Here is a 3,636-nt window from a genome sequence, read left to right as displayed (position 1 = left end):
GCGGCCACGGCGTCGGCGCGGCGGCGCGACAGGCCCATGTTGTACTGCGGCGTGCCGGAGCGGTCGGCGTGGCCGGCCACCTCGATGCGGGTCGAACCCGTGCTACGCGCGTTCTGCGCCGCCTCGGTGATGATCTGCCGGGCGCGGTCCGTCAGGTTGTAACGGTCCCAGTCGAAGAACACGAGGTAGGTGCGGGCCACGGCCTGCGGCGGCGCCACCGGGGCAACGGCCGGCGGCGGCGGGGTCGGCGTGTTGAAGGCGTAGCGCAGGCCGAAGAAGGCCGAGTGGTTGTAGTTGTCGAACTCGGTCTTCGAGCGCGACAGCGTCGTGCGGGTGCCGTTGGCGGCCACGCTCTGGATCTGCGTGTCGAACTCGGGCTGCAGCGTGCCGAGGAAGCGGTATTCCGCCGTGAACGACAGGCCGGGCACAGCCGGGATCGGGAAGGCGAGGCCGGCGATGCCCTGGTAGGCGAACTGGCCGTCGGTGTCGTCGATCACCAGGCGGGCGTTCGAGCCATAGCGACCGGTCGCGTTGTCCATCTGCACCCACTGGTAGCCCACGCCGGCGCCGATATAGGGCACGACCGGGGTGAACTGCGGGATGAAGCTGGGCAGGGCGAAGTCATAGAAGACATTGCCCATCGCGCCATAGGTGCGCTGCTTGCCGCCGATGGCGTAGCCGCGCGTGCCGAAGGCGCTCAGGTTGTCGATGTCGTTCTCGCGGTAGCTGCCTTCGGCCTCGAGGCGCAGGCCGTTGCCGAAGCCCCAGCCGATGCTGGCGACGCCGCCCCAGCCCAGCTCGTACTTCGCCTTCAGGCTGTCGTTCGGCAGCCCGAGGCGGACCCGGGTGGAGGAGTCGGAGTCGACGTTGTTCGTGGTGCTCTGCACCCAGTTGGCGCCGGCGCCAGCACCGACATACAGGCCGGTGATCGGCTGCGCCTGGGCGGCCAGCGGCAGCGACAGGATCGTCGCGGCCATCAGTGCCTTGCGAAGGCTCATCATAAATTCTCCCTCGATCCCATCAGGGCATCGCAACCGCAGACCTGTGAGGAAGAACCCCCCGATTCATGCTGCGGCATAAGCGGGAGATAGCACCGGCTCGCCGGGAAAGCATCCGCCTGCGTCTCGTTTCTGCATCACTGTGGCGACGATGCCACGAGCATTCCGGGCCCGGGAAGCCTGACGCCCCGGAAAGACGGCGGCGCGCGCCGCCGCGGCATGGAAGCGGCGGGCAGGGGGACTGCGAAGGCGCAGGAGACTCGCGGGTGCAGGGCCGCCTCGCCCCGCAGCGGGCTCAGATGCGGCCGAGGAGGACCGCCTCCTCCGTCTCCGCCAGCGTGCCGAGGGGCAGCAGGAGATTGGCATGGCCCATCTTCCGGCCGGGGCGCGGCGCGCCCTTGCCGTAGAGCTGCCCCACCACGCCGGGCGCGCCGAGAATCGCTGGCCAGCGCGCCATGCCCTCGGGGCCGATCAGGTTCCGCATCACCGCATCGGCATGGCGCGTGGTGGCGCCGAGCGGCAGCCCGGCCACGGCGCGGGCCTGCTGCTCGAACTGCCCGGCGATGCAGGCCTCCGGCGTCCAGTGGCCGGAATTGTGCGGACGCGGGGCGATCTCGTTGCCGAGCAGGGTGCCGTCTTCCATCAGGAAGAACTCCACCGCCACCACGCCGACGAGGTCGAGCGCCTCCGCCACCCGCGCGACATGGCGGCGCGCCTGCTCCGCGGTCGCCGCCGGGATGCGGGCGGGGGCGAAGGACAGGTCGAGGATGTGGCGGGCGTGGCGGTTCTCGGCCACGTCATAGGTCGCCACGCTGCCATCCAGCCCGCGTGCGGCGATGGCGGAGACCTCCATCACGAAGGGCACGAAGGCTTCCAGGATCAGCGGCCGGGGCGACAGACGCTCCCAGGCCGCGTCGAGGTCGGCATCCTCGCGCAGCACCGCCTGGCCACGGCCGTCATAGCCCAGGCGCGTGGTCTTCAGCACGGCGGGCAGCCCGAGCTCCGCCACCGAGGCCGACAGGTCCTCGCGGCTGTGCACCGCGCGCCAGGGCGCGACGGGCACGCCGGCCCCGGCCAGGAAGGCCTTCTCCTGCAGCCGGTCCTGGCAGACCGAGAGGGCGCGGCGCCCGGGGCGGCAGGGCACCACGGCCTCCAGCGCGTCCAACGAGGCGACGGGCACGTTCTCGAACTCGAAGGTGACGACGTCCACGGCGCGCCCGAAGCGCTCCAGCGCCATGATATCCTCGTAGGGCGCGACGGTGCGGGCGGCGGCGACCTGCATGCCGGGGGAATCCGCCTCCGGCGCAAAGACATGGCAGCGGTAGCCGAGGCGGGCGGCGGCCATGGCGGTCATGCGGCCGAGCTGCCCGCCGCCCAGGATGCCGATCGTGGCACCCGGGGGGAGGGGAGCGGTGCTCACGCGGGATTCTCCGGCACGGATTCGGTCTGCGCGCGGCGATGCGCCGCCAGCCGGTCCGCCAGGGCCCGGTCGGTGCCGGCCAGGATGGCGGCCGCCAGCAGGGCCGCATTCACCGCCCCGGCGCGGCCGATGGCGAGGGTGCCGACAGGGATGCCGGCGGGCATCTGGACGATGGAGAGCAGCGAATCCATGCCCTTCAGCGCCTGGCTTTCCACCGGCACGCCGAGCACGGGCAGCGAGGTCATCGCGGCGGCCATGCCGGGCAGGTGCGCGGCCCCGCCAGCCCCGGCGATGATCACCCGCAGGCCACGGCCGGCGGCGCCGCGGGCATAGTCGTAGAGCCGGTCCGGCGTACGGTGGGCCGAAACCACGCGGGTCTCGTGCGGCACTTCCAGCGCGGTCAGGATCTCGGCGGCATGGCGCATCGTCTCCCAGTCGGAGCGGCTGCCCATGATGATCCCCACCAGCGGCGCGGCGTCGGGCGTTCCGGGGGAGGGCATCCAGGGGCTGGTCACGGCGGCCTCCGTCACGCAATGATGTCCGGCAGAAGCTGGCTTTCGAGCCAGACGATCTCGTCCTTCAACTTCAACTTCCGCTTCTTGAGGCGCTGCATCTGGAGCTGGTCGCTGACGCCCAGCTCCATGCGCGTGATGACGGAGTCCAGGTCCCGGTGCTCGCTTCGGAGCTCGTGGAGGCGGCGAAGGAGGCTGTCGCGATCGGCGAGCATATGGGGCGACGGTTCCGGAAAGGGCTGCAACCCGAAGGGGTCCGCGCCCATAACATACAAGTGCGGCCCTGACAGCCGCTAATCGGGAGAAGGAACCAAGGCCCATGCAGACCGCCCCGCGCCTGCGTTCGCTGGAGGAGCGCCACGCCGCGCTGGAAGACCGGCTCTTCGCCGAGACCCACCGTCCCAAGCCCGATGAGGCGGAACTGACCCGCCTGAAGCTGGAGAAACTGCGCCTGAAGGAGGAGATGGAGCGCCTTCGCGGCGCGACGGGCTGAGCCCGGAGGGAGCACCGGCGCCCGGCCGTGCGCCGGTGCTCCCGCTTCTCCATCCTTTGCCTTGGCGGCATCCCATTCCCGCCAGCACCGGCGTCGCGCGCCGGTCCACCCCCCCCCGGCTGCGTTCCCGCGCCGCCCGGACCACCGGACCCCGCACCGGATGCGGCACAGCGACAGTTGCGTGACACGGGACGCAACCGCGCCGGCGGCTGG

The 3,636-nt window shown here is 71.6% G+C and carries 5 protein-coding genes; 1 reads left to right on the top strand and 4 read right to left on the bottom strand.

Features of this window, described 5'->3' with window-relative positions; genetic code table 11:
• From ROTAS13_RS21085 to ROTAS13_RS21070, 4 genes are all read right to left on the bottom strand, one after another.
• The coding region (locus ROTAS13_RS21085) for an OmpA family protein (RefSeq protein ID WP_083755650.1) at positions 1 to 998 on the bottom strand (998 nt) is incomplete at its 3' end.
• A 295-nt stretch (positions 999 to 1,293) separates the two neighbouring features.
• Positions 1,294 to 2,418, bottom strand: a complete 1,125-nt coding sequence (locus ROTAS13_RS21080; RefSeq protein ID WP_075823310.1) for a 5-(carboxyamino)imidazole ribonucleotide synthase — start codon at positions 2,416 to 2,418, stop codon at positions 1,294 to 1,296.
• A complete protein-coding gene (gene purE, locus ROTAS13_RS21075; RefSeq protein ID WP_037251528.1) occupies positions 2,415 to 2,918 on the bottom strand; it encodes a 5-(carboxyamino)imidazole ribonucleotide mutase in 504 nt (167 codons plus the stop codon). Before purE ends, ROTAS13_RS21080 begins: the two co-directional genes overlap by 4 nt.
• Positions 2,919 to 2,944: 26 nt before the next feature.
• Entirely contained in the window at positions 2,945 to 3,145 is a 201-nt protein-coding gene (locus ROTAS13_RS21070; protein WP_019459528.1) for a YdcH family protein, read from the bottom strand.
• Positions 3,146 to 3,249: 104 nt separating this feature from the next.
• Here ROTAS13_RS21070 and ROTAS13_RS21065 point away from each other — a divergent pair, with 104 nt between their 5' ends.
• Complete coding sequence (locus ROTAS13_RS21065; protein ID WP_019459527.1) at positions 3,250 to 3,423, top strand: YdcH family protein; 174 nt, start codon at positions 3,250 to 3,252, stop codon at positions 3,421 to 3,423.
• Positions 3,424 to 3,636: the final 213 nt, after the last annotated feature.

It is taken from the genome of Roseomonas sp. TAS13 (assembly GCF_001950415.1).
In the GTDB taxonomy this organism is placed as follows: domain Bacteria; phylum Pseudomonadota; class Alphaproteobacteria; order Acetobacterales; family Acetobacteraceae; genus Roseomonas; species Roseomonas mucosa.
The sequence above is the reverse complement of the archived record's forward strand: the minus strand, read 5'-3'. Positions and strand labels throughout refer to the sequence as shown.

Excerpts from the sequence above, each read along its gene's own strand:
- purE (WP_037251528.1), bottom strand. The coding sequence starts at position 2,918 with ATGCCCTCCCCCGGAACGCCCGACGCCGCGCCGCTGGTGGGGATCATC.
- ROTAS13_RS21070 (WP_019459528.1), bottom strand. The coding sequence starts at position 3,145 with ATGCTCGCCGATCGCGACAGCCTCCTTCGCCGCCTCCACGAGCTCCGA.
- ROTAS13_RS21065 (WP_019459527.1), top strand. The coding sequence starts at position 3,250 with ATGCAGACCGCCCCGCGCCTGCGTTCGCTGGAGGAGCGCCACGCCGCG.